This window comes from Dokdonia pacifica (genome assembly GCF_900188275.1).
GTDB lineage: Bacteria > Bacteroidota > Bacteroidia > Flavobacteriales > Flavobacteriaceae > Dokdonia > Dokdonia pacifica.
Map to the genome: position 1 here is coordinate 565,641 of NZ_FZNY01000001.1, position 26,173 is coordinate 591,813.

Genomic DNA, 26,173 nt, shown 5'->3' on the forward strand with positions numbered 1-26,173 from the left:
TCACTTTCAAAAAAACAAAAAATGAAAACAAACAAATTTCTATTAAGTCTTTTTGCCGCTACCGCTCTTTTTGTAGGTTGTGCAGATGACGATACAGCAGACGTAACTATTAATAACGGTGGAGGAGAAATCGTTAATCCTACATCTAATGTTATTGGAGGAACACTTACTGAAGATCTTGAATTAGTCACTGGAGTTGAGTACTCACTTGAGTCTGCTTTAATTGTACCAGAAGGTTTTACATTAACTATCAATCCTGGTGTTGTTGTGAGAGCAAGCACTGGATCTGATGTATATGTAGCGGTTCTTCAAGGAGGAACTATCAATGCAGAAGGAACATCTTCAAACCCTATTGTATTTACATCAAATTCTTCGACACCTAACCCTGGTGATTGGGGAGGATTGATCGTTTTAGGTAGAGCACCTATAAATTCTGTTGTAAATGGAGGATCATCTACATCAGAGATAGGACAACTTCCATATGGAGGAAGTGATGCCGCTGACGACTCAGGAATTATACGTTATGTACGTATAGAATATTCAGGTGGTGCTGCAGATGCTGCTTCAGAAAATAATGGATTCTCTTTTTATGGTGTAGGTAATGGTACTACAATCGAGTTTATTCAGGCATTTGAAGGAGCAGATGATGGAGTAGAATTTTTTGGAGGAACTGTAAATGCAAGTAATATCTCTGTAGTAGGATCTCAAGATGATTCTATAGACTGGACAGAAGGATTTACAGGAACACTTACAGATGTATATGTAGAACACAGACAATCTCACGATAAAGGAATAGAAGGTGACGGATTTAACACAGACATAGGAAACAATTCTAACCCTGTATTTTGGTCGGCTCCAACGATTAACAATCTTACTATCGTAGGATTAGGTTCATCTAACGAAACGGAAGCTATTCGTTTAAGAGCAGGAACAAGAGCCGTATTTACAAATGTATTAATAGATGGTTTTGAAGAAGCATATGATCTTGATGATGATGAAACTGGAGTTGGCGTATTAAATGGGGACACAAGCGTTACTGATGTTACATTTACAGATGTGATCCTAAACCTAAAAAATGATACCAATGCTACTTTTACAGATGCAGATTTCTTTACAGGAATAGGAAATGGAACAGGTACAGATTACCCATCTTGGAGTTCAGGATGGACTCGTAATTAATATAAATTAAGAATTTAGCCAATAAAAAAGGCCTTCCAGTTTGGAAGGCCTTTTTTATGATAGACAATTACTATCTAGTGCTTAATATCAATTTATAGTAAAAGTTACTTATTACTTACAACTCGAGTGCCTTCGTTTTTCCATGTGTTAACAGCAGCAATACGAGAATCTTTATAATCTACTTCAGTAAGCGTATCTTTATTCCAGAAGAACCACTTTCCTACTTTAGCACCATTATCATATTGTGCCGTAGCCGTTTTTTGACCTTCTGCATTATAGCTTACCCATTCTCCTGTAAGCTTTCCTTTTGCAGTATAAAAACCAGTTTGACTCACAACACCATTATCATGGTATAATGTTGCTTCTATCAAATCTCCATTTTTTATATATGTATTTTTCTTTGTTTCTTTTTGTGCCTGTACAGAAGTGATCATCAAAACTGCAACCAATAACATCATTACCTTTTTCATTATTTGGGACTTTATTCGTTAAACTTAACGCTAAGTTAATTAAAAATTTACATTAAAAACAAGTTTACATAACTTTTTATTTACATTAAGTTTACATTAAACTCATAATAAACTATTAATCAATAATTTACATTTCAGTAATTTCATAACATTGAGTAACATACAAGAGTGAGCAAAATGCACAAGTAGCCCTATTTCACCAAAATCACACTTACATCTTAATACCCAAACAACACTGTAGAAACAAGCAAAAGTTCTTATCTTTCGCTCCGATATAACCTTTACATAACATACAGGCAATAAGAAATTGAGACTTTTGCAGTTAAGGGCTTTTTATAGCATATAACATATGGAGAACATATATATTTTTATGATTGCTGCATTGGCTATTCTTGCTATTGCAGATTTGGTAGTAGGTGTAAGTAATGATGCCGTTAATTTTTTAAATTCTGCAATAGGCTCTAAAGCAGTTTCTTTTAGAACTATTATGATTGTAGCTAGTATTGGTATTGCTTTTGGAGCTTTATCTTCTAGCGGAATGATGGAAGTAGCTCGTAAAGGTATTTTTGACCCAAATCAATTTTACTTTAATGAGATCATGATCATCTTTATGGCTGTTATGATCACAGATATCATCTTATTAGATATCTTTAATAGTCTAGGAATGCCTACCTCTACTACGGTTTCTATTGTTTTTGAATTATTAGGAGCTGCAGTAGCCATCTCTTTAGTAAAGATTGCAAAAGAAGGTGATGCTTATACTACCATTATACATTATATAAACACAGAACAAGCTGTAAAAATAATCTCAGGGATCTTACTCTCAGTATTTATAGCATTCACCATCGGAGCGCTTGTGCAATTTATCACTCGCGTACTACTCACTTTTAATTTTGACAAAAAACCAGGATGGGCTGTTGCACTATTTGGAGGGCTCTCTATTACAGGGATTGCGTATTTTATTATTATAAAAGGACTCAAGGGAGCAGATATTTTGCCTGCAGGATTTAGTGCATGGGCTAGTGAAAACTTACTTGCTTTTTTAGCACTTAATACTTTAATCTGGACATTGATTTCTTTTTTAGTCCATAGTATATTTAAAATAAATGTATACAGACTTATTATCATTTTAGGAACCTTTGCTTTAGCTATGGCTTTTGCTGGAAATGACCTTGTTAACTTCATTGGCGTTCCTATGGCAGCTTATAATGGCTTTTCAGATTGGGTAACTTCTGGCATAATACCTCAGGAATACTGTATGGAAGTTCTAGACTCCAAAGTGCCTACACAACGTGGATTATTATTCATAGCAGGACTCGTAATGGTACTCACACTATGGTTTAGCAAAAAAGCACGCCGTGTCGTTAAAACCTCTGTAGATTTATCTCGACAAGATGAAGTAAAAGAGCGCTTCCGTCCTAATTGGCTATCTCAAAATTTAGTACGTTCTGTCATTGTCATTAATGCAAGTATTAACAAGATACTTCCTCAAAGCATCAAAAATACTATCAATAATAGTTTTATAGATTCCGAAAGTGCTGCTACGATTCCAAAATCAGAACTCCCTGCTTTTGATATGGTCAGAGCTTCTGTAAATCTTATTATCGCCAGTGTACTCATCTCTATAGCTACAGGATTAAAATTACCTTTATCAACTACCTACGTAACATTCATGGTTGCGATGGGTACATCACTAGCAGATCGTGCTTGGGGAGCAGAGAGTGCTGTGTATCGTGTTGCAGGAGTATTAAATGTAATAGGAGGTTGGTTTTTAACTGCATTAAGTGCATTTACCGCAGCGAGTATTCTAGCCTACATTATGCACTTAGGAGGTAATTATGCAGTTATTGGACTATTCTTTCTTGCTATATTAATGCTTATACGCAATTACCTTTCTAGTAAAAAGAAAAACAAAGAAGCAAAAATAGAAGAAGATCTTCGCAAAGCAGAGAGTCAAACAATCTCTGGAATTATAGAAGAGAGCGCAGATAATATTGCTAAAACAGTATCACGAGCTAATAAAATATACACTAGCACACTTAAAGGGCTTGCCAAAGGAAAAGTAGGGAGTCTCAAAAAGAGTCGTGCGGGTGTAGAAAAACTGAATGATGAGATTGATGAATTACGCGGAAACATCTTCTACTTCATTAAAAACCTTGAAGAAACCAGTGTACGTGGAAGTAACTTCTATATTCAGATTTTAGGATACCTAGAAGATATCACACAATCACTAGAATACATTGCAAAAGCTAGTTACAAGCACGTAAATAACAATCACAAGCCTTTACGATTTAATCAAATAAGGGATCTTCAAGAGATCAATCAGAAACTAGATGAGTTTTTAACAGCTACGCAAGCTGCTTTTAATGATCGTAATTATGCTCAAATTGGTGAGCTTTTAGGACAAAAAGAAGAACTCTACAATAGCGTTACAGATAAAATTCAAAAACAAGTAGCAAGAACACGTTCTGAGGAATCAAGTCCTAAGAACACGACCTTATATTTTGGGTTATTATTAGAAACAAAAGATCTTATTGAAGAGATCATGAATCTATTAGATTTATATCACAATGAGCATCAAGACTCATAAAACATATATACATATTTAATATCTTAGACCTGATAAAGAATGACTCTATCAGGTCTTTTTATTTTATCACGAGTACGCTTTCGCGAAAGCGTATACTTGAACATAAAACTCCTAAAGTTTCAAAACACTTCAGGACTATAATTAATATAATCCAACATCAACACTAGAAAGTTGTGTATAAAATGTGCCACCATACATAACCATAAGGTATTATAACGCTGTCTCAAGTATCCCAAAAACAGTCCAAAGGGAAATATCCAGATAAAAGAAATAAGGGAGAAATGTACAAGAGCAAAAAGAAAGGAAGTCCCAATAATTGTTACCTGAACAGAACTTACTTTACGCATTTCATTAAACAAGAAACCTCTAAAGGCAAGTTCTTCAAAAATAGGAGGTACTATTGTTGTAAATAAAATCGCCCAAAATAAGGCATTTTCATAATAGATATATTCTTCATATATATTTTCATCATACCACTCTAATACACCATTAAGCCATTCAATTCCATAGTACACAAAAAAAGCACTAGCTATTGGAACCAACAAGGTCATGAGGACTCCTTTTGCATCTACTTTTGAGAGAAGATACAACTTCACAATGGCTTTCCAATCTAACGCACAAAATCCCAGTGTCATTCCTATAAAAATAACTTCAACAAGAACTTCAGAAAAAAAGGAGATATCATTACTAAAAATAACGGCACTAACGATAGCCAGTAAAAGAAAGGCTACATAGAAAGCGATGATATAATAGATACTCTTTTGAATTCTTGTATCTACTGGAATTGCTATTGCTGTACCACATTGTGAGCAAAATTTTGCCGTATTGGGTAAAGGAGCAGAACAATGAAGGCAATATTGTACAGGGTTTGACTGATCTTCCATTAGCTCTTTTTTATATGCAATGCTGCATTAATACCCTTAGCTAAATAGATAATTACAAAAGATTTCAAAAATAAACCACTTACACTTATTATAGACTCTGGCTCATAAATAGCACCTAATACAATTACCGTAAGATATACGAGTAATCCCAATACTAGAGCCATTAATGGTTTTTGTTGTGACCAGTAACCTAAAACCAAATACATAACTGATAAAATCGGAAAGTAAATAAGCAACGAAATGTCTTGACTATTTTGGAAGAAATAAAAAATGCCCCAAAGCATATTGATGGCCGCTATAATAAACAATATATTTCTTGCACTTGTAATTCCTTGTCTAGCATCACTAGATTTACGCATATTCAGTATACGATGTGCGTGAAATTTTGTTTGCTCTTCTTCCGAGCCTTTTTCAGGATATCCGCATGAAATACAAAATATATAATTTTCTTCCATAGCGGCAGTACATAAAGAACATTGTAATTGTTCAGAGATATCAATGATATCTTCTTCCATAGATTGTTTTTTATATGAATATATAAAAATTAGGGAGAACCTTATTCTCTTATATGACAAAACCCAATTTTCAGATTTGAAAATTGGGTTTATATATTAACACTTGGTATTTTTTGCTATTGCAAAAGGGTATTAAGAACCACACATTAAGCAATCATCATCTCCTTGAGATGCTTTTGCTTGTGCTATGATCGCTTTCATTTCTTCTGGCGTCATAGGCTCTGTATTGAGTTGAGATGTTGCTTGTGTTTGTTCTTGAAGATTTGATTGTTGCACTTCATAAGAAGCACTAGGCTCTTCAAGGCTCATTTGCACTTGCATCTCTGCTGCTGCTTGCGCATGTTCCACTACTTGAGATGGCACATTGCTATCTGAAGATGGAAGTGGTGTTGCGGCAGGTTGCTGCGTTGCTGCTAACTTTTGAGCTGCTCTTGCTGCCACTTGTTGTTGCGCTGGTTTTGGCGCACTTTTCTTCTCTGCAGATAATGTAAACTTCTTAGCATCTACTGCAGATTTTGTACGCAAGTAATACATACCTGTCTTTAACCCGCTCTGCCATGCATAGAAATGCATTGATGTAAGTTTTGCAAAGTTTGCACCTTCCATGAATAAGTTAAGCGATTGAGACTGATCAATAAAATACCCTCTATGACGAGACATATCTATAATGTCTTTCATACTCATTTCCCAAACTGTTTTATACAGTTCTTTTAATTCTTGAGGAATTACATCAATTCCTTGAATAGATCCATTGGCACGCATAATTGCAGCTTTAAGATCATCATTCCAAAGATTAAGTGATACCAAATCTTCAAGAAGATGCTTATTTACAACAATAAACTCTCCGGATAATACACGACGTGTATAGATATTTGATGTATATGGCTCAAAAGCTTCATTATTCCCAAGAATCTGTGAAGTAGACGCTGTAGGCATAGGAGCAACTAATAATGAGTTACGTACACCATGTTCCATCACCTCTTTACGTAATGATGCCCAATCCCAACGACCACTTAATTCTTCATCTTTTATGTTCCAAAGGTTATATTGGAATTCTCCTTTTGCTATTGGAGATCCTTCAAAAGATGAATATGGTCCTTCTTTTATCGCCAAGTCTTTAGAAGCTGTTACTGCTGCAAAATACAGTGTTTCAAAAATCTCTTGATTTAATTTTTTTGCCTCATCACTTGTAAAAGGCAAACGCAGTTTGATAAATGTATCTGCTAGTCCTTGTACTCCTAATCCAATAGGACGGTGACGCATATTAGAGTTTTCTGCTTCTTTAACCGGATAGTAATTACGATCTATAACCGTATTTAAGTTTTTAGTTGCTCTTACTGTAATATTATATAATTCCTGATGATCAAAAGCACCATCTTTTATAAACATAGGAAGTGCTATAGATGCAAGATTACATACTGCTATCTCATCTGGTGATGTATACTCAAGAATCTCTGTACATAAATTTGATGAGCGTATGGTTCCAAGATTCTTCTGATTAGATTTACGGTTTGCCGCATCTTTATAAAGCATATATGGTGTACCAGTCTCAATTTGAGATTCCATAATTTTCTCCCAAAGCTCACGTGCTTTAATTGTTCTACGACCCTTTCCTTCTTCTTCGTATTTTGTATATAATGCTTCAAATTCATCTCCATATACATCAAAAAGATTTGGACATTCATTTGGACACATTAACGTCCATTTTCCATCTTCTTGCACACGTTTCATAAACAGGTCAGAAATCCACATTGCATAGAATAAGTCACGAGCTCTCATTTCTTCAGCTCCATGATTTTTCTTAAGATCTAAGAAATCAAAGATATCTGCATGCCAAGGTTCCATGTAAATTGCAAAAGAACCTTTACGCTTTCCTCCTCCTTGATCTACATATCTTGCAGTATCGTTAAATACTTTAAGCATAGGAACAATTCCATTAGAAGTTCCATTAGTTCCTCCAATGTAAGAGCCTTTTGCGCGAATATTATGTATAGAAAGACCTATTCCTCCAGCACTTTGAGAAATTTTTGCTGTCTGCTTAAGTGTATCATAAATACCATCAATACTGTCTTCTTTCATTGTCAGTAGGAAACAAGATGACATTTGTGGTTTAGGTGTTCCTGAATTAAATAGTGTAGGTGTTGCGTGTGTAAAATACTTTTTAGACATCAACTCATATGTCTCTCTTGCTGCATCTAAGTCGTTTAGGTGGATTCCTATAGATACACGCATTAACATATGCTGAGGACGCTCTGCTATTTTCCCATTGATTTTTAATAAATAAGAACGCTCTAATGTTTTGAAACCGAAATAATCGTATCCAAAATCACGATTATAAATAATCATAGAGTCAATTGCATCTTTATTATCCATCATTACTTGATAGACTTCATCTGCAATCATTGGAGCTTTTTTCCCTGTACGAGGGTTTACATACTCGTATAAGTCTGTCATCACTTCTGAGAAAGACTTTTTTGTGTTTTTATGTAGGTTTGATACTGAAATACGCGCAGCAAGTTTTGCATAATCTGGATGACTTGTGGTCATAGACGCTGCTGTTTCTGCGGCTAGGTTATCAAGCTCACTTGTAGTTACTCCATCATAAAGACCTTCAATAACACGCATTGAGATTTTTACTGGATCTACAAAGTCACTTAACCCGTAACATAATTTTCTTACTCTAGAAGTAATTTTATCAAACATGACCGGCTCCTGACGACCATCTCTTTTTACTACATACATACACTTAAAATATTTATTCTCCCCAAAATGTCTTCCCCCAAATTGAGAAAAAGGTTTGTTAATTTATAACACACAGTTTTTCCCAAAAACTGTGTGAGTTATGATTTGTTATTATGAAATCCCGAAATAGAATATCAAGCAATACTATTTCGCGAAAGCGGTCTTTAAAACGTATTACAAAAAGACCTAAAAGTTTATTCTAAATATTAGAATGAAGCGTCAAAACTGATTTTTTGACCTTCTCCATCATCATCTTTATCTTTTACAACACCTGCTTTTTGGTATTCTCCTACTCTTTTTTCGAAGAAGTTTGTTTTTCCTTGTAATGAGATCATATCCATGAAGTCAAAAGGATTTGCAGTATTGTATACTTTCTCACAATTTAACTCTGTAAGTAAGCGATCTGTCACATACTCTAAGTATTGTGTCATTAAATTTGCGTTCATACCGATTAAGCTCACAGGCAATGATTCGGTAATAAACTCACGCTCTATATCTAAAGCGTTTACAATAATTTCTTTAATACGCTCTGTAGGTACTTTGTTAATTAGGTGATGATTATGTAAGTGAACTGCAAAGTCACAGTGCACTCCTTCATCACGAGAAATTAACTCATTAGAAAAGGTAAGTCCAGGCATAAGCCCTCTTTTCTTTAACCAATAAATAGAACAGAAAGCTCCAGAGAAGAAAATACCTTCTACGGCAGCAAAAGCGATAAGACGCTCTGCAAAGCTTGGACTATCTATCCATTTTAGAGCCCAGTCTGCTTTTTTCTTAATCGCAGGAAAGTTTTCTAAGGCATTAAAAAGTTTATCTTTTTCTGTCTCATCTTTTACATAGGTATCGATAAGCAGAGAGTAGGTTTCAGAATGGATATTCTCCATCATGATTTGGAATCCGTAAAAGAATTTTGCTTCAGAATATTGTACTTCATTTACAAAATTTTCAGCAAGGTTTTCATTTACAATCCCATCAGATGCGGCAAAAAAGGCTAGAATGTGTTTAATAAAATAACGTTCATCATCAGTTAGTTTTGTAGCCCAATCTGTTAAGTCTTGATGTAAGTCAATTTCTTCTGCAGTCCAAAAACTTGCTTCCGATTTCTTATACCATTCCCATATATCATGGTGTTGGATAGGAAATATCACAAATCTGTCTTTATTTTCTGCTAAGATAGGCTCTACTACACTCATTGTCCGTTATGATTTAAATTGATTTTTTTCATTCCACTAGGGACTAACAAATATCAATAAAAAAGAGAGCGAGCTTTCGGTTTTAACGTTATGGTTATTCACAAAGTTTTCAACATTTAAGAAAACAGAATTTTCTTATATTTTTGTTAAACAAAATGAATAAAATATTGATTGTCAGTATTTTATATTCTTTATTTTTACAACAAAAATAAAGATGATTTAGAGGGTAAAAATGGCCTCACCAAGGGGTTTTACACTTGATTCCAATTGTTTTTGATAACGTTTTGATAACATTGAGAATTAAAGTTATGTATAATCAAAAAAAAAGATTAAACAGATTTATTTTGTACTTGTATCTATTTTTTCACAACATATCCTTTGCCAAATACTTAGAGAATATTTGATTTAAAAAATAAATTACATCTCATCTTTTTTTATAGATATTTATTCATATTTAGAGTCCATTTGCATCTACTTGAACCAAAACAGAAATTACTATATGAACGGAATTTTTATAAAATTCTGGAGTAATATTTTCATAATCATCTGAAGGCTGGTGATATCCAGCATGATCTTCGTTTCCAAAATATAGAAAAGGAATCCCTTCTTTATGAAAAGCAGCATGATCTGAAGCATTTGTCCAGTTTTGTTTTTTATCTGCTCCATCATGTCCTATTAAAAGTTTAGACGAAGTGGGATTCTCAAAGTTTTCTATGATAGACTTCAATCGTTCGTTATGTGGTGTTCCCACAACATAGAGTTCATTTTTAGCACTACGACTTATCATATCCATATTGATATTTGCCACAATATGAGCTCCTTTCATTTTATCTACAAAATAATAAGCTCCTTTAAGACCTAATTCTTCGGCATCAAAAGCCGCTAGAATTATAGTGTGTTTTGGAGGGTTTTTAGCTAAGTATTCTGCAAGTGCAAATAAAGCCGATACACCTGAGGCATCGTCATCAGCACCATTATAGACTTCTCCTTTTTTAACTCCTACATGATCATAATGCGCGCTTACTACAATATATTTATCTGGATAATCAGTTCCTTTAATCTGCCCTAAAATATTTGCTGCATTGTATTCTTTTCCTTGTATTTCAAAAGTAAATTTGTGTTCGTATTTACTACCAAAAGGAGCTACCTGTAGACTGTCAAATGTTTTGATAACATAAGCTCTTGCTAGCAATCCCCCTTTTTCTCCTGTTCTTCTTCCTTCAAAAGTATCAGAAGAAAGTGTCTTAACATGTTCTAATAGTTTTGCTTCATTAAAGGATTGTGCAGTACTAGTAAATCCTATAAAAATTAATAACACAAGAAAAGGGATCTTCTTTTTCATCTATTCGATTTTAGATATTAAAAGACTAAGATACTGAACTCATTTTGACTTTTGTTTTTATCTCCATTGGAATTAAGGCTGTATACGCTTTCGCGAAAGCGAACTTATGAGATCCACAACCATTAGGAGTGCAAAGCATTAAAGCAAAAAAAATCCCAAAACCTTCGTATAGGTATTGGGATTTATATTATAAGATTCCCGCCTACGCGGGAATGTATTATCCTTTCATACTCGCAGACATATATTCACGATTCATACGTGCAATATTTTCTAGAGAAATTCCTTTTGGACATTCTACTTCACATGCTCCAGTATTAGTACAGTTACCAAAACCTTCTTCATCCATTTGCTTTACCATATTCATCACACGGTCTGTAGCCTCTACTTTTCCTTGTGGTAATAATGCAAACTGACTCACTTTTGCACTTACAAACAGCATAGCGCTAGAATTTTTACAACTTGCCACACAAGCTCCACAACCTATACAAGTAGCTGCATCAAATGCCGCATCGGCATCTGCCTTTTCAATAGGAATTGCATTTGCATCTTGTGTGTTTCCTGAGGTATTAATAGAAATAAATCCTCCTGCATGTTGGATACGATCAAAAGCAGAACGGTCTACCATTAAATCTTTAATCACAGGAAAACCTCCTGCACGAAATGGTTCTATGGTAATTGTATCACCGTCTTTAAATTTACGCATATGGAGTTGGCAGGTAGTCACTAAACGGTCTGGACCATGTGCTTCTCCATTAATAAACATAGAGCATGAACCACAGATTCCTTCACGGCAATCATGATCAAAAACCACAGGGTCATCTCCTTTATTGATAAGCTCATTATTAAGCACATCCATCATTTCTAAGAAAGACATATCTCCATCAATCCCATCAATTGGGTATGTCACCATTTGTCCTTTTGCTTGAGCGTTCTTTTGACGCCAAATTTTCAACGTTAGTTTCATAATATCTTTCTTATTTATAACTTCTTTGTTTCAATTCAATATTCTCATAGGTAAGCTCTTCTTTATGCAATACCGCATCTTTAGGCGCTCCTTTGTATTCCCAAGCAGATACAAATGTGAAGTTTTTATCATCACGTTTTGCTTCTCCTTTTTGAGGTCCATCTTCTTCTACAGACTCTTCACGGAAATGTCCTCCACAAGATTCATTTCGCGTAAGCGCATCCTTTGCAAACAGCTCTCCTAATTCTAGAAAATCTGCTACACGTAATGCTTTTGCAAGCTCTTCATTGTATTCATCTTCTCCTCCTGGTACACGTACTTCTTTATAGAACTCATCACGTAAATCAGAAATCTCATTGATAGCGCTTTCTAAATCTTTTGCATTACGAGACATTCCGCATTTATTCCACATGATTTTTCCTAATTTCTTATGGAAATAATCTACTGCTTTTGTACCGTTATTATTTACTAAAGCATCTATTTGAGAGCGTACATTCTTTTCTGCTTCTTCAAACTCTTTTGTATCGGTAGCGATAGGTCCAGTACGAATATCCTGTGACAAATAATCTCCAATAGTATATGGTAACACAAAATATCCATCTGCAAGACCTTGCATCAAAGCAGAGGCTCCTAAACGGTTGGCTCCGTGATCTGAGAAGTTTGCTTCTCCAATAGCATATAGTCCTTCTACAGATGTTTGTAGGTTATAATCTACCCAAAGTCCCCCCATTGTATAGTGAACTGCTGGATAAATCATCATAGGAGTTTCATATGGATTTTGATCTACGATTTTCTCGTACATCTGGAATAAGTTTCCATATTTTGTTTTTACGATCTCTTGCCCTAGTTTTTTAACCAATGCTGCATTGTTTGCATCTTGGTGAGTTACATAGGCTTGTTCTTTTCCATAGCGTTCAATGGCACTTGCAAAATCAAGGTATACAGCCTCTCCAGTTTTATTGACACCAAATCCTGCATCACAACGTTCTTTTGCTGCTCTTGAAGCTACATCACGCGGCACTAAGTTTCCAAAGGCTGGGTAACGACGTTCTAGATAGTAATCTCTATTTTCTTCAGCAATCTCAGTAGGTTTTAATTTACCTGCTCTAATAGCTTCAGCATCTTCTTTTTTCTTAGGCACCCAAATACGTCCATCATTACGAAGCGACTCAGACATCAGTGTTAATTTAGACTGATGATCTCCAGATACTGGAATACATGTTGGATGAATTTGCGTATAACATGGGTTTGCAAAATGAGCTCCACGTTTGTGAGCTTTCCAAGCGGCTGTTACATTAGACCCCATAGCATTGGTAGAAAGATAGAATACATTTCCATATCCTCCTGTTCCTAATACAACAGCGTGTGCAGAGTGACGCTCTATCTCACCAGTAACAAGGTTACGTGTGATGATCCCTCTTGCTTTTCCATCTACTTTTACAACGTCTAGCATTTCGTGACGGTTGTACATTTTGATCTTACCACGACCTATCTGACGGTTCATAGCAGAATACGCACCTAGAAGTAACTGTTGTCCCGTTTGTCCTTTTGCATAAAATGTACGACTTACTAACACCCCTCCAAAAGAACGGTTATCAAGTAATCCCCCATAATCACGAGCAAATGGCACTCCTTGTGCTACACATTGATCTATAATATTTGCCGATACCTCAGCAAGGCGATATACATTTGCCTCTCGGCTACGGTAATCTCCTCCTTTTACAGTATCGTAAAAAAGACGGTATGTAGAATCTCCGTCTCCTTGGTAATTTTTTGCTGCATTGATCCCTCCTTGTGCTGCAATAGAGTGTGCACGACGTGGGGAATCTTGAAAGCAAAATGCTTTTACGTTATATCCTAATTCTGCTAGCGTTGCTGCTGCAGATCCTCCTGCAAGTCCAGTTCCTACAACAATTACGTCAATAAGACGCTTGTTTGCTGGATTTACAAGGTTAATGTCATTTTTATATTGTGTCCACTTATCTGCTAGTGGTCCTGAAGGTATTTTTGAATCTAATGCCATAGCGATTTTTTTAATGTGGTAATTGATTAAAGTGGTGATAAACTGCTATAAAGATGAAACCTAACGGGATAATGATTGCCCACGCCGTGGTAAATCCTTTAAGCGCCTTCGAGTATTTATTATTAAATCCAACAGATTGAAATGAAGATTGGAATCCGTGTAATAAGTGTAGCATTAGTAATACAAAGGACACTACATAAATACCTACTCTCCAAGGTTGTTCAAACTTGTGAATTGTCTCAGCATAATAACGAGTAGCATCACCTACTTCTGCAGTATGATTTTCTGCATACTTGTGAATCAATTCTGGAATGAAGAAATCATAGAAGTGTAATCCTAAAAAGGCTAATACCACTAGGCCTGTATAGATCATATTTCGAGACATCCAAGTAGCATTTGCACCACCATTGTAACTCACATATTTCACAGGTCTAGATTTTCTATTCTGAAGCTCTAATTTAATTCCCATAATGAAGTGAAAAAAGACTCCAAAAATCAATACAGGCTGTAATCCAAACTGTACTAATGGGTTTGTTCCCATAAAATGGGATACCGTATTGTGCGTTTCTTCAGAAAAAACCGAAAGTAAGTTAATAACAAAATGTTGTGTAAGAAAAACAACGAGAAAAAGGCCTGAAAGTGCCATTGCGACTTTTCTACCTATCGAAGATTTTAATAATCCGCTCATTAAAAAGTTGATTTAAATAATTCACACAAATGTACGGCGCAAACGTTATTTTAACAACTTTACAGGGCAAGGATCACCTCTATTTAGAATGATTATAAGAAGTGTCCTTGCTGTGTTTAACTTGTTCTTCTTTAAACTTTATTTTAAAAGTGTAAAATTGAACACTTTCAATATTTATGAAAGTTTTTTTAAATAGTTTTAGGCTTTTATACGCTTTCGCGAAAGCGGACTCAGATATAATTCCATAGAAAGCATTACTAAATCCTTTACTATAAATGACTACTCATCACGTTATCACTACATCTCGATAATCTCAAACCGACTTCTATATTTAGATCCAACTTTGATATAGCTTTTAAAATAAAGCTATTTCTCGTTATGCTATAATGTCGTGAAATTGACAATTAAAAAGATAGAATAGTCTTGACCTCATTTTATTATTTTTTTTGTTTTAACATCGTATGAGCTTTTATCAAACCACTCAAATTAGAGTCCATATTCTTATTTAGAAGCCAAAGCCCCGTAGTGAATAAGGAATTTCCTGTATAGTTTTGTTCGACTAATGTTAGCTTTTCACTCGGATCAATAATCATAAATCGCTCACCATATCCGTCTGTCCAAATAGTACCTGTATCTGAAGCAAGCCACCACTGATAGCCAAACCCATCATAGCGACCATAGTCAATATGATTTTCTTTTAAATTACTATACGAAGTTGTACTTTTTTTAATCCAATTTTGAGACACAATTTGCGTTCCTCTCCAACGACCATTATTTGCCACCATTGCACCTATTCTTGCTAAATCTCGCGTGCTTAAATACATATAATACTGTTTATGCATTGACTTCTTTTTAGGCCAAAACCAAGGATCACCTACAACCACATTATCTTCCGAAAAATCTTGCAAACCTAATGGTTCTGCTAGATATTTTTCCATAAAGACACCTATAGACATCCCTGTTTCTTGCATAAAAATTGTTCCAAGTGCATTGGCATCAAAATTATTCATATGAAAATAGCTTCCTGGCTTATGGTTTCCTCTTTTTGGGCGTTGAGTTATTTGATTATCATGCTCTCCTTGAGAAGGCAAATACACTCCCGATTTTGCCATTAATAAATCCTGAATAGTAGCGGTTTTCTCTAGATCTGTCAAAGGTGTATATTCATCTATTTCGAGTTCTGCCAAAGTTTTATAGATATCAATAAGTCCTTTATCTACCGCTATTCCATATAACAGTCCTATCAGTGATTTACGTATAGATGCGGTATTCATTATTTTATCAGTAGGTCCATATTCATAAATAATTTTTTCATCTTCAAGAATGATCACAGCCCTTGTTCGTTCGGGAGCTACTTCTGGAGTTAACAACTTTTCAATTTCTTCAGAAACAGGATTACCGTATGCTAGCTCCGTTTGATATGCAGGAGAAGAATTACTCACTCTTGGAATTAGGGAAACCATGAGCAATATAAATATCAGACCGAAGATGCTTACTCCTATAATCTTTAGTATTTTTTTAAGTTTCATTTTGATTGATTTTTTGATTGATGGGTCAAACAACGTGTTTTTAAAGACACCAAACTTCTCAAAACCTATTATGAGAGTAAAAATAGGTTTTGAGAAAGAGGACGCCTTACCGTTTCACTCTCCCTCTGGCCGTGAACCTGCCTACCGGTAGACAGGTCTCACAGGCTCGATTTCGCGAAAGCGTATTTAAAAACATATCACCAAGTGATCATATCCTTTAACGCATTATCATCATACCAACTCCCTCCGTGCATCACGCCTTCGGGTGTTCTCAGAATTGTCATATTATCTAAAGGATTTGAGGAAAGCAATAAGAGGTTGGCTCGATATCCTTCTTTTACTTGACCAAATTTTGCTTGATCATCTATATGAGTTACAATATAAAGCCCTGCGTTGTAGGTTCCCATTTTTAGCGTTTCATAAGGAGTCATTCCAATAGCAAGCATTAGGTCTATCTCATCATGCAAAGAAACTCCTGGAGGAACTGCTGGCATAGGAGTATCTGTTCCTAATAACAATTTGACTCCAGCATTATACATACCCGTTACAAGAGGTTTATGAAATGTATTTGCTTTTTGAAAAAAATCTCTAGCAGTTATATCACGATCTCCATACCAATCTTGTTTATATACTTTTTGAATATAAGGGTGCAATTCTTTGGTTTCTGGAAGTTCCATGACGGCATCTATTACTGTAGGATCTCCCCATGATTTAGACAATGTATTAAAAGCAGTCATGGTGGGAGCGAGCCACATTCCCATCGCTCCCGCTTGTTGCGCATAGGGTGCAATTGTGGTCGTATCGAGTTTTACAAATTGTGTGTAAATCATTTCTTCTGCATGTGCCAATGATAATTGCCTTACATCTATCGCATTTTGAAATGTCAAATTACGTGGTATATGCCCCATGACATGCATATCGTGCTTTCTAGAAAAATCCATAAGATGTTGATATACCTCTAAAGTCATATCTCCATGAATTTTCATCATATCATATCCTGCTTTTTTCTGACTTAAGACTTCCTTTTCTATTCCTTTTTTTGTGAGCTTATGTAGGTTTTTACTTCTCATTCCTATAAAAGGGCCCGAGGTGTAAATATCTGGTGCAAGTAATTGTTTCTTACGTACTGACTCCCGAAGGGATAGTACTTTTTTATTACCTTTTAAGTTAAACACGGTCGTAACCCCATTAGCTACAAAATAGGTAGCCCACTCTTTTGATTTAGACCTATTGATATGTACGTGAGTATCTACTAGACCAGGGGTTATGTATTTTTGATTTTCCCCATCGATGATGCATGCATTCTCAGGGATCTTAATAGTAGATGAAGGTCCGATAGTTGTTATTACCTCATCTTTTACAATAATTGTTTGATCCATCAAAGGTTCAGGGTCACTCATAGTAATTACGTTTACGTGTATAAACGCGGTAACTTCATGTATGGGTAATGGTTTTTTACCTTGCGCACAGGAACTAATTGTCATACAAAAAGTTAAAAATGTGCATACTTTCATTAGATAATTCATACTAGTTTTTGATTTGTTTTTTGATTTAATGATGATGATCTTTTAAAAAATGAGCCCTGTCATTTCTCTAAAATCTGTTACAAACAAAAGACTTTTATGATGTTGAGACTTCCCAAAACACGTTTTGAGAGTAAATAAATAGACTTATGCAGATTGCCGTCTATATTCTTTTGGCGAAAGACCTGTATTCTTTTTAAATATTCTATAAAAAGTAGCTTCCGAATTGAACCCGCATTCTAAAGCAACTCCTAAAATAGACATATGAGACATCTTTTCACTATGAAGCATTTTCTTTACTTCTTCTACACGATATTCGTTAATAAGATCTCTAAATTTTTTATGAAAATGCGCATTGATCACTTGAGAAATTTCTTGTTGTGGCAATGATAGCTTTCGCGAAAGCTCTTGAATATTTAAGGTAGGATTTAGAAATACTTTATCTTTTTTTAATGCGTCATTAATCACTTTAACTATTTCAGTATCTCTCTGAGAAGGTGCTGTTTTTTTTAAAGTACTGAGGTCTTTTTTTGAAGATAAGACTGCAACATCCTCCTGAAGTTTTAATTCGTAATTAGGCAATTTGTAACCTGCAATTCCTAAATAATATATAGAGAAAGCTCCAAAAAGCGAGAATATTGTCCAGTGAAGGTCCGTTATCCTATTGAGATCAAATAAAAGGTCTGCGCTATAATTAAATATTAAAAAAGCACCTATTGCTAAACACAGGAGTAATAATTGTTTGATCCATTTAAATTCTGGAAATGAACTGTCAGATATTGTATTGGAAAGCCATTCTCTATACTCCCTAAATTTTTTAAATGAAAGTATAAGATATACCACAGAAGATAACGCCGCTCCATGACTTTCTAGATCTTTTACGGGATTAAAATAGAGGCTATTTGCTATCTGATCTTTCATTACTACATCTGAAGTTCCTACTAATGAAAAATAGATAAACATTAGATATCCTTGTAGTAATATAAAAGGGATAAAGTGTATGATATGCTTTCGCGAAAAGCGAAACTCAGGATCTATCAAAGAAACCAAATACAAATACAGTAATGGGGCTATGGCCAAATCGGCGCCATTAGGAAAATACCTAAAAAAGGGAGTATCCCAAAGATGTAATGTATGTAATAGCGGTTTGGTACTCACCCAGGAAAAAGCTAGAATTCCCAATGCCAAAAAAGGATTGCTTCGTTTATTATTTTTTGAACGAAATAACAACACACTCATCACAACTCCTTGTGTGATTCCTATTAACATAAGAAGGTCAAACAGTGAAAATTGAGGTTGTGTTGTAATTTGTAATACGATGATGGCTTGTATATTTTGATTGATGATTTAATAGACAACAAAGGATTCTTAATGTTACAAAAAATCCCATTTATTATACGTCTACTACTCCACAGTGGTCGCCCACATTTTCAAACTCTAAAGTAATATGCTCTACATGGAATTCTTTTAAATCTTCTCGTATTTTCTTTTTAAGAGGATCTAGTGCCGTGAGTGTATCTTTATCTTGCACTACAATATGAGCTGTCATAATCGTATACTCTCCATCCATAGACCAGATATGAATATCATGTACGGCAACTATTTCTGGATATGAAAGTAATGCATGTTCTATATCTTTTACATTGGTATTTTCTGGCACACCTTGCATCACAATCTGAATAGTTTCTTTGAGGTTTTTATACACATTTATTAAAATAAATAGTGCGATTCCTAACGATAAAATAGGGTCGATAATAGGAATGTCAAAAAAATGCATAATTATAGATCCTATAAGTACTGCAATCCAACCTAAGACATCTTCCAATAAATGAAGAGACACTACTCGCTCATTAACACTTGTTCCTTTTTTTAGGCGTAATACGGCAGCACCATTAAAAACAACACCAAGTACTGCCAATAGCATCATGCCTTGCGTTTCTGGCTGCTGTGGTTCTATTAATCTAGGAATTGCTTCAATAAAAATAAAAATACTCCCCACTACTAAAACAATCGAGTTTATAATCGCTCCAAGCAAAGAAAAACGACCATATCCATAGCTAAAAGAAGGGCTTCTTTTTTTCTTAGAGTAGTTTTGAAAGTACCATGCGAGTCCTAATGACAAACTATCTCCTAAGTCATGTACTGCATCTGATAGAATGGCGACACTATTGGTCAGAACACCACCAATAATCTCAATAATAGTAAAGAGCAAATTAATAAAAAAAGCAACTTTAATATTACCAGTATCGTGACTGTGACCATGCGTATGATTGTGATGATGCGCCATATTCTAAAATACAAAAAAAGCAGCTAATACATCTTAACTGCTTTTAATAATTAGGGAATGAAAGGACTTTACGTTTACGTCCTTAATCTTTAATATTAAATAGATGAGCGATTTCTTCATAACTCATATTTTGATAATCTTGAGCACTCATTGTACGTCCACCTTCAGCTTCTTGACCTCCTGGAATGAGCACATAACGGTACTCATCATTTAAAAAGGGTTCTCCTATTACTCCACCATCAGTTGAGTTTACTCGAACAGCAATAATATCATCATTAGTTGTTAATAATCTCCAATTATAGTTTTCGTCTAAACTTCCAAAAAAAGTAATAGGAATTGGATAGATTAATGTTGATCTACGAGCGTATACTAATATCACTCCTGAATCCTGAAGGACTTCATTTAATTGTGGTACATCTAATTCAAATTGATCAAAATCATCAGTAATAGGACTTGCAAAATCTGAAGGAATCCATTCTGAATAAATCACATTTGCTGTTCCTGTCTCCCCTTGTTCTCCTTGCTCACCATCTTGGCCATCTTCTCCAGCTGGGCCCGGAACTCCTTGTTCTCCTTGTGGGCCTTGAGGTCCAATTTCTCCATCTTCTGGAGAACAGCTTATCACTAAACTAATTAGTAGTATTGCGGTTAATAGTTGTTTGCTAATTTGCATTGCATTTTTCATCATAAAAATTTTATAGTTAATAATGCCACAAACTTAGATGGGACCTCTTCCAAGAGTGTCCGTAATTATACAATCTGAAAGATTTAGGACTCAAATGGGGCTTTTGCCCTGTATACGGATGGAGTTACGCCTGTATGTTTTTTAAAAGCAGCATAAAACGTACTTTTTGAATTAAACCCAGATTCCAATCCTATAGAAAGAATGGCATAACTAGTATAATTGGGGTGTGTAAGTAACCGTTTAGATTCTTTTACTCTATAATCATTTATAAAATCAGAAAAATTAACCCCACTTATTTTATTAATAAGTTGTGATAGATATGTAATACTTATATCTAATCTAGCAGCTATTTTACCTAGACTTATATCGGGGTCTTTATATATTTTTTCGTTCTCAAGTAAGAAACATAATTCTTTATAATATCCATTATCATTTGTAATTGTAGTGGACTCTTTTTTTAGAAGTTGTTTGAGTTTTGTAGCAGTAAGTTTTGCTATAAGCTGAAAAATAAAAATATGTTGTTTCTTAAAAAACCCTTTTTCAGTATGCTCAGAATCTAACACCCCCAAAACAATTCCTTCATCATGAATAGGAACAGCAAATTCTGATTGTCGTTGCATATCATCTAGCACATATCTTGCATCTTGATGTACATCAGAAATACACTCCCATTTACAAGTTTTTGCAACAGTTCCTACGATACCTTCTCCTAAAGGGATTTCTATTGGACTTACTACTTTGCGAGTACCTTTATCTTTATTTCCATACGCTGCTTTTTGCACTAAGACATTACGTTCTTTATCTACCATATAAATCACGCAATCTTCTAAATCTAGTTTTCCAATCGCGTTTCGAACGATATCCCAGAGGACATCATCTATATTACGTTTGTCAAAAAGTGAGGTAGCAAAAAAGCTTAATATTCTTGTGACATCATAAGTGTCTCCATCAATAATGTTTTGTAATTCTTTTGTTTCAAAAATTTTATTTAATCCTTCTATTTGAAAATCGGTAATGATAGTTTCAAAAGCTACTTGCCTTTTTTTCTCTTCTTCTCTTTTTGTTTTTAAATGACGATCTCCTATGTATAAAAAGACAAAATAAAAACCAAGAAAGAGAAGCCACAGTGGATAATAGGCCATCATTCCTCTTTCAAATTTTGTGACTTTAAGATATAATATTACCAATATCCAAACACTGCACAACACTACCAATAGTGTATACATGACTCGTAACCAATTTGTTTTTTCTACAACTGTTTTATAGGATACTCCTAATAAACTGCGTTCATAGTTTTTGATCATTCTATAATTCCAAACCCCATTAATAAATGCAAAAAGAACAGCTAAATTTTCATCCCACTCGGCACCAATGGTAAGTGATATTGCCTTTGAAAAAAAAGCATACTCAGTAAAAGCATTTACTTTTAAAACTATATATAGAATAAAGAATAGTACAAATGGAGCTAATAGAAATTTCTTATACTTCTTAAACTCCCACATTCTATCTAGGTAAGAGCATATTAATAATGAGAAAAAAACTGGCGCTAAAAATTGCCATGGAATGAAGAAAACATAAAATATCGGAAAAGCATTCACCACTTTTGCATCTACGAGTATTACTTGAATAATTGTCATACCCGATGCAATGAGTAGCCAGTTAAGATATTTTCCAGTAGCCACTATCTCATGACCTCTCACCAATCGCCATACAGCACAAATAACAAGCAGTGATGATAAAATAAGTATTGCGCTATTTCCAATATTCCAATCCAATACTATAGGTGTTTAGATATATAATGTACGAATAAACAATAGGATTGGATGGATGCTAGTAAAAACTACCCTTTATTCGAAAATGTTACAAAACAAAAAAGCAGTTAAGAATTCTTAACTGCTTTTGAATATTTAAAAAGAAAGGTTCTTTATTTCACTTCTAGAGTTGTTGTTGCTGCTGCAGCATTTCCGCCGCCGCCATCTAGTACAATCGTATACATTCCTTTAGGCAAGTAATACTTCCCATTACTCGCTTTTCTAATATTGAGTTCTGTATTTGCTTTTTCTAATGTCTTTTTCCCTTTTTCTGTAATAGACATATCATAATCAAGTACATTAATACCTGCCTGAGGCACTAACGGCATGCGTTGTAATTCTTTTCCGTTTGCATCTTTCACAACCATAGAGAATTTACCTGCATAGCTTGAAAAGTAAGAAATAGCTACAGAAGGTTCAAAAGCATTCCCCCACATACTAAAACTATTTCCCCAACGTGGTGAGTTACGCAAGGAAGCCACTTCAAATAACTGTACACTTTGAGAGGCATCCATTTGTTGAATGGTTGTGATATCTGCTCTATAAATACTTCTTCCATGCGTTCCCAGCAAGAGATGATTTTCTCTTTTCTGAATTTTCATATCATGTACGGCTACAGCTGGCAATCCTTTCGCGAAAGCGTGATAACTCGTCCCTCCATCTACACTCACATAGGCTCCATTATCAGTACCTACATAAATGATATTTTCTTTTTTAGAATCTTCTACAATTACATTAACAGGTGACATCGGGATATTTCCTGATATGTTCTTCCAAGTTTGACCATAATTATCTGAGACATATACATAGGTTTTAAAATCGTCCCAACGGTATCCGTTTAAGGTAACATACACCCGTTCTTTTTTATGTTCTGAAGCCACTACACGTGACACCCATAAATCTTTTGGAAAGCTAGCACTAATATCTGTCCAACTTCCTCCTGAGTTTTTAGTAACATATACTTTCCCATCATCACTCCCCGTATAAATCAGTCCAAACTGAAATGGTGATTCACTTACAGTAGCAAGTGTTCCATAGGCTACATTTCCTTCTTTTCCACCATTGGTTAAATCGTCACTGATAGCCATCCAATCATTTCCTTGATTCATAGAGCGCATTAATTTATTACCTCCTAAATACAGAATATCTTGGTTATGCGAACTCAATAAAATAGGAGTCTGCCAATTAAAACGGTATGGTTTTTCTCCTAATTCATGCTTGATATTAAAACGTTTAAAATCTTCGGTTTCACGATTGATTCTAAAGTAATTTCCAAACTGAAATCCTGTATACACAACATTTGCATCACGGCTATCTACTTGTACTTGCATCCCATCACCTCCCATGATACTTTCCCAAGGGTATTGCCCACTTTGGTGCCAGCTTTTATTTTCTTGAGCGGTATTTGCTCCTACCCAAACCCCATTATCCTGAAGTCCTCCATAGACATTATAAGGCTCTTCATTATCTACTTGAATGTAATAAAACTGTCCTACCGAAGGGTCATTTGCTTTGATCCAGTTTTCACCATCATCATAGGTAATATTTACGCCTCCGTCATTTCCATTTATAAGGTGTTTTTCGTTTTTAGGATTGATCCATAAAGCATGGTGATCTGCATGTACATTTTCTGCACCAATACTTTTAAAAGTTTTCCCTCCATCTTTTGAAGCAACAATAGGTACCCCATAGATGTATATGTCTTTATCATCTTGAGGGTTTACGTGAATTTCTCCAAAGTAATATCCATAACTATAGTAGATATCATCCAGATAGCCATCATGTGTTTTTTTCCATGTTTTTCCTGCATCGTCAGATCTGTATACTTCGGCACCTACAACAGGTGTATCAAATAATTGTGTATTTGCAGTTTCTAAATATTTTGCAAGATCTTCTGGTTGTACAGATCCATTACGCACCATTGCTTTTACATTTTCTGCACGGTACTTTTCTTGGAAATTATTACGTTTTAGAAACCCATTGAGTTTTTTGTTATCCAGTGCTAGAAAAGCATCTTTACCCATGGTTTTGAAATCGTCTTTTGTTAAGGCACCATTGCTTTTATTGCCTTTATCATCTCCTTCACGTCTAAACTGACTATCGTGTACAGCATATACCGTATTGGCATCATACACTGCAATCCCGATACGACCTACGCCATTTCCAGAAGGAAATCCATTTAGTTTTTGCCAAGTAGTTCCGCCATCCGTACTTTTATAAACACCAGATCCAGAACCGCTCCCTTCAAAATGCCATGCTTTACGGTCTTTATCCCAAGCCGATGCATACATCAAATTAAAATTTGCAGGGTCATGATCTATATCTATAATCCCGCTTTCACTATTTACAAATAGTGTTTTATTCCATGTCTTTCCTCCATCGGTGGTTTTATAAACACCACGTTCGTCATTTGAAGAATATAGATGTCCAGTAACACCTACCACTACCTCATCAGGATTTGATGGATTAATTAAAATACGTCCTATATGATGCGAATCTGTGAGTCCTACATTTTTCCAAGTTGCTCCTTTATCGGTTGACTTTAAGATTCCAATTCCCGCATAACTAGAACGAGAAGAATTATTTTCTCCTGTTCCCACCCAGATAGTACCACTTTTCCAGTCTACTGCTACATCACCTACATTTTGTGTATCACTACTATCTAATACAGGTTCAAAGGTAGTTCCGTTATTATTTGTATACCATAAACCTCCACTGGCATAGCCTACATAAAACTCTGATGGTTTATCAGGATTTACGGCAAGATCTACCACACGACCACTCATCACGGTGGGTCCAATATTTTCAAAAGGAAGATTCTTAACAAGTGAGTTTTGTTGTGCTGTACGTTTTTGAGCAATGCCTTGTTGTACTTGAGATGCTGATGTTGCAGGTTGTTGTGGGTACGCTTTCGCGAAAGCGAACACAGCCATACCTACACAGAGGAAAGTGCGTATTTTCATTTTGGTTTTGTTTTAGCGCCTTGAAAGTACGGAAATGTGAAATTATGTGAAAGTTTTTGGAAGGAGTTTAACTATTTTATTGTTTTATAGAATAGCTCTTTCGTACTTTTAATCCATTATAAAAGGAGCCCACTTAAAATGACAACTCATTCTACTTTTGAAACCTACCTACAAACTGTCATTAATGATACATCACTCCATCACCTTATTCCTGAAATTATAACGACGTTTTCTCAAATCCAACTATCAAAAAATGAATTCTTTGTTACTAGCGGAACTATCTGCAAGTACTTTTGTTACATAGAAGCTGGTGTTTTACAACATTCGCTAGCTGTTTTAGAAGAAGAGAAAACTACGTATTTAGCATTAAAAAATTCTTGCACGGCCGCATTGAAAAGCTTTAAAAACAACCTCCCTTCTAGAAAAAACATCAAGGCTATCACCGATTGTAATCTACAAGTGATCACCCTTCAGGAATTTGAATATTTAATGGAGCATAATCAGGCTTTTTATACCTTTTATTACAACCTTATTGAAAACCAGATTTATAAAATAGACGATCATCGTATTGATTTATTGACATTACCTCCTGAAGAGCGATATCAAAAGTTATTGCAAAACGAACCTACATTACTTCAAAAAGTGCCATTACATTACTTAGCTTCTTTTTTAGGAATTTCTTTAAGGCATATGAGTAGAATCCGAAAAAATATAAAATAATGCCATTTGGCGTATTTATTAAAAATTGCAATCCTTATTTTTGGGTATAGCTAAATCTAGAAATA

At 34.9% G+C, this 26,173-nt stretch carries 19 protein-coding genes; 3 read left to right on the plus strand and 16 right to left on the minus strand.

All coding sequences use genetic code 11. The features are described from left to right. Positions 1–21 precede the first annotated feature (21 nt). Positions 22–1,179 (plus strand): multidrug transporter, encoded by a 1,158-nt coding sequence (locus tag CHB80_RS02605; protein WP_089369866.1) that lies wholly within the window; start codon positions 22–24, stop codon positions 1,177–1,179. Between the two features lie 104 nt (positions 1,180–1,283). On the opposite strand, the gene CHB80_RS02610 is transcribed toward CHB80_RS02605, so the two are convergent. Next, positions 1,284–1,649: a toxin-antitoxin system YwqK family antitoxin gene (locus CHB80_RS02610; protein WP_089369867.1), complete on the minus strand. Its 366-nt coding sequence runs from the start codon at positions 1,647–1,649 to the stop codon at positions 1,284–1,286. A 349-nt stretch (positions 1,650–1,998) separates the two neighbouring features. Here CHB80_RS02610 and CHB80_RS02615 point away from each other — a divergent pair, with 349 nt between their 5' ends. After that, positions 1,999–4,239, plus strand: coding sequence for an inorganic phosphate transporter (locus CHB80_RS02615; protein WP_089369868.1), 2,241 nt, complete (start codon positions 1,999–2,001; stop codon positions 4,237–4,239). Positions 4,240–4,358: 119 nt separating this feature from the next. Here the strand turns inward: CHB80_RS02615 and CHB80_RS02620 are convergent, their stop codons facing one another. The 15 genes from CHB80_RS02620 to CHB80_RS02690 all read right to left on the minus strand — a co-directional run bounded on the left by CHB80_RS02620 (position 4,359) and on the right by CHB80_RS02690 (position 25,388). Next, a complete protein-coding gene (locus tag CHB80_RS02620; RefSeq protein WP_089369869.1) occupies positions 4,359–5,123 on the minus strand; it encodes a CPBP family intramembrane glutamic endopeptidase in 765 nt (254 codons plus the stop codon). After that, on the minus strand, positions 5,123–5,638 hold the full coding sequence (locus tag CHB80_RS02625; RefSeq protein ID WP_089369870.1) for a hypothetical protein: 516 nt from the start codon (positions 5,636–5,638) through the stop codon (positions 5,123–5,125). Before CHB80_RS02625 ends, CHB80_RS02620 begins: the two co-directional genes overlap by 1 nt. A gap of 132 nt (positions 5,639–5,770) precedes the next feature. Continuing rightward, on the minus strand, positions 5,771–8,380 hold the full coding sequence (locus CHB80_RS02630) for a ribonucleoside-diphosphate reductase subunit alpha (protein ID WP_089369871.1): 2,610 nt from the start codon (positions 8,378–8,380) through the stop codon (positions 5,771–5,773). A 206-nt stretch (positions 8,381–8,586) separates the two neighbouring features. After that, a complete protein-coding gene (locus CHB80_RS02635) occupies positions 8,587–9,573 on the minus strand; it encodes a ribonucleotide-diphosphate reductase subunit beta (RefSeq protein ID WP_089369872.1) in 987 nt (328 codons plus the stop codon). A 454-nt stretch (positions 9,574–10,027) separates the two neighbouring features. Continuing rightward, positions 10,028–10,915: a M28 family peptidase gene (locus CHB80_RS02640; RefSeq protein ID WP_089369873.1), complete on the minus strand. Its 888-nt coding sequence runs from the start codon at positions 10,913–10,915 to the stop codon at positions 10,028–10,030. A gap of 217 nt (positions 10,916–11,132) precedes the next feature. Next, positions 11,133–11,879, minus strand: a complete 747-nt coding sequence (locus CHB80_RS02645; protein WP_089369874.1) for a succinate dehydrogenase/fumarate reductase iron-sulfur subunit — start codon at positions 11,877–11,879, stop codon at positions 11,133–11,135. Between the two features lie 10 nt (positions 11,880–11,889). Next, positions 11,890–13,902 carry a fumarate reductase/succinate dehydrogenase flavoprotein subunit gene (locus tag CHB80_RS02650; protein ID WP_089369875.1) on the minus strand — a complete coding sequence of 671 codons (2,013 nt, stop codon included), beginning with the start codon at positions 13,900–13,902 and terminating at the stop codon, positions 11,890–11,892. A gap of 10 nt (positions 13,903–13,912) precedes the next feature. Beyond that, positions 13,913–14,590, minus strand: a complete 678-nt coding sequence (locus CHB80_RS02655; RefSeq protein ID WP_089369876.1) for a succinate dehydrogenase cytochrome b subunit — start codon at positions 14,588–14,590, stop codon at positions 13,913–13,915. Positions 14,591–15,027: 437 nt separating this feature from the next. Further along, entirely contained in the window at positions 15,028–16,119 is a 1,092-nt protein-coding gene (locus CHB80_RS02660) for a serine hydrolase domain-containing protein (RefSeq protein WP_089369877.1), read from the minus strand. Between the two features lie 197 nt (positions 16,120–16,316). Then, on the minus strand, positions 16,317–17,519 hold the full coding sequence (locus CHB80_RS02665) for an amidohydrolase family protein (RefSeq protein ID WP_179218071.1): 1,203 nt from the start codon (positions 17,517–17,519) through the stop codon (positions 16,317–16,319). Positions 17,520–17,789: 270 nt separating this feature from the next. Next, entirely contained in the window at positions 17,790–18,911 is a 1,122-nt protein-coding gene (locus CHB80_RS02670; RefSeq protein ID WP_089369879.1) for a helix-turn-helix domain-containing protein, read from the minus strand. Positions 18,912–19,035: 124 nt separating this feature from the next. Further along, positions 19,036–19,929, minus strand: coding sequence for a cation diffusion facilitator family transporter (locus CHB80_RS02675; RefSeq protein ID WP_089369880.1), 894 nt, complete (start codon positions 19,927–19,929; stop codon positions 19,036–19,038). A gap of 82 nt (positions 19,930–20,011) precedes the next feature. After that, positions 20,012–20,617 carry a collagen-like protein gene (locus CHB80_RS02680; RefSeq protein WP_143337031.1) on the minus strand — a complete coding sequence of 202 codons (606 nt, stop codon included), beginning with the start codon at positions 20,615–20,617 and terminating at the stop codon, positions 20,012–20,014. Positions 20,618–20,697: 80 nt separating this feature from the next. Next, entirely contained in the window at positions 20,698–22,389 is a 1,692-nt protein-coding gene (locus CHB80_RS02685) for a helix-turn-helix domain-containing protein (protein ID WP_089369882.1), read from the minus strand. A 149-nt stretch (positions 22,390–22,538) separates the two neighbouring features. Further along, positions 22,539–25,388, minus strand: coding sequence for a VPS10 domain-containing protein (locus tag CHB80_RS02690; RefSeq protein WP_089369883.1), 2,850 nt, complete (start codon positions 25,386–25,388; stop codon positions 22,539–22,541). A 138-nt stretch (positions 25,389–25,526) separates the two neighbouring features. On the opposite strand from CHB80_RS02690, the gene CHB80_RS02695 reads away from it, so the two are divergent. Then, entirely contained in the window at positions 25,527–26,108 is a 582-nt protein-coding gene (locus CHB80_RS02695; RefSeq protein ID WP_089369884.1) for a Crp/Fnr family transcriptional regulator, read from the plus strand. Positions 26,109–26,173 lie beyond the last annotated feature (65 nt).

What these genes read in the sequence shown, in the direction of transcription:
- CHB80_RS02645 (WP_089369874.1), bottom strand. Translation starts at nt 11,879, where the DNA reads ATGAAACTAACGTTGAAAATTTGGCGTCAAAAGAACGCTCAAGCAAAA.
- CHB80_RS02635 (WP_089369872.1), bottom strand. Translation starts at nt 9,573, where the DNA reads ATGAGTGTAGTAGAGCCTATCTTAGCAGAAAATAAAGACAGATTTGTG.
- CHB80_RS02695 (WP_089369884.1), top strand. Translation starts at nt 25,527, where the DNA reads ATGACAACTCATTCTACTTTTGAAACCTACCTACAAACTGTCATTAAT.
- CHB80_RS02665 (WP_179218071.1), bottom strand. Translation starts at nt 17,519, where the DNA reads ATGAGTGACCCTGAACCTTTGATGGATCAAACAATTATTGTAAAAGAT.
- CHB80_RS02610 (WP_089369867.1), bottom strand. Translation starts at nt 1,649, where the DNA reads ATGAAAAAGGTAATGATGTTATTGGTTGCAGTTTTGATGATCACTTCT.
- CHB80_RS02675 (WP_089369880.1), bottom strand. Translation starts at nt 19,929, where the DNA reads ATGGCGCATCATCACAATCATACGCATGGTCACAGTCACGATACTGGT.
- CHB80_RS02680 (WP_143337031.1), bottom strand. Translation starts at nt 20,617, where the DNA reads ATGATGAAAAATGCAATGCAAATTAGCAAACAACTATTAACCGCAATA.
- CHB80_RS02625 (WP_089369870.1), bottom strand. Translation starts at nt 5,638, where the DNA reads ATGGAAGAAGATATCATTGATATCTCTGAACAATTACAATGTTCTTTA.
- CHB80_RS02690 (WP_089369883.1), bottom strand. Translation starts at nt 25,388, where the DNA reads ATGAAAATACGCACTTTCCTCTGTGTAGGTATGGCTGTGTTCGCTTTC.
- CHB80_RS02630 (WP_089369871.1), bottom strand. Translation starts at nt 8,380, where the DNA reads ATGTATGTAGTAAAAAGAGATGGTCGTCAGGAGCCGGTCATGTTTGAT.
- CHB80_RS02670 (WP_089369879.1), bottom strand. Translation starts at nt 18,911, where the DNA reads ATGTTAATAGGAATCACACAAGGAGTTGTGATGAGTGTGTTGTTATTT.
- CHB80_RS02620 (WP_089369869.1), bottom strand. Translation starts at nt 5,123, where the DNA reads ATGGAAGATCAGTCAAACCCTGTACAATATTGCCTTCATTGTTCTGCT.
- CHB80_RS02605 (WP_089369866.1), top strand. Translation starts at nt 22, where the DNA reads ATGAAAACAAACAAATTTCTATTAAGTCTTTTTGCCGCTACCGCTCTT.
- CHB80_RS02650 (WP_089369875.1), bottom strand. Translation starts at nt 13,902, where the DNA reads ATGGCATTAGATTCAAAAATACCTTCAGGACCACTAGCAGATAAGTGG.
- CHB80_RS02615 (WP_089369868.1), top strand. Translation starts at nt 1,999, where the DNA reads ATGGAGAACATATATATTTTTATGATTGCTGCATTGGCTATTCTTGCT.
- CHB80_RS02655 (WP_089369876.1), bottom strand. Translation starts at nt 14,590, where the DNA reads ATGAGCGGATTATTAAAATCTTCGATAGGTAGAAAAGTCGCAATGGCA.
- CHB80_RS02640 (WP_089369873.1), bottom strand. Translation starts at nt 10,915, where the DNA reads ATGAAAAAGAAGATCCCTTTTCTTGTGTTATTAATTTTTATAGGATTT.
- CHB80_RS02660 (WP_089369877.1), bottom strand. Translation starts at nt 16,119, where the DNA reads ATGAAACTTAAAAAAATACTAAAGATTATAGGAGTAAGCATCTTCGGT.